This is a genomic window from Citrobacter sp. Colony219 (assembly GCF_019382635.1).
Classification (GTDB): domain Bacteria; phylum Pseudomonadota; class Gammaproteobacteria; order Enterobacterales; family Enterobacteriaceae; genus Citrobacter; species Citrobacter youngae.
On record NZ_CP080033.1, the window covers coordinates 4,231,103 to 4,231,592 of the forward strand.

1 protein-coding gene is annotated in these 490 nt (G+C 55.7%); it reads left to right on the forward strand.

The features are described from left to right. A partial coding sequence (locus JTI85_RS18705) for an ATP-binding protein (protein ID WP_255574868.1) occupies positions 1-490 on the forward strand: 490 nt, incomplete at both ends.

Here is a 490-nt window from a genome sequence, read left to right on the forward strand (position 1 = left end):
GGAATTGAACGCGCCACCCGACTGGTCGATCAGCTCCTGACGCTTTCGCGCCTCGACTCCCTCGATAATCTTCAGGATGTGGCGGAAATTTCATTGGAGGAGCTACTGCAATCCGCGGTGATGGATATCTACCACCCGGCCCAGCAGGCGCACATTGACGTACGTTTGCAGATTAACGCACACAATATTATGCGCACAGGACAGCCGCTGTTGCTGAGCCTGATGGTACGAAATCTGCTGGATAATGCCATTCGCTACAGTCCGCAGGGGAGCATTGTGGAAGTGACGCTCAACGCCCGCAATTTCAGCGTCAAAGATAATGGTCCTGGCGTTGCGCCGGAGGTACTTACACACATCGGTGAACGCTTTTATCGTCCACCGGGACAAAGCGTGACCGGCAGCGGTCTCGGCTTGTCAATCGTCCGCCGTATCGCAACACTGCATGGAATGTCAGCCTCGTTTGGCAATGCGCCGGAAGGCGGGTTTGAGG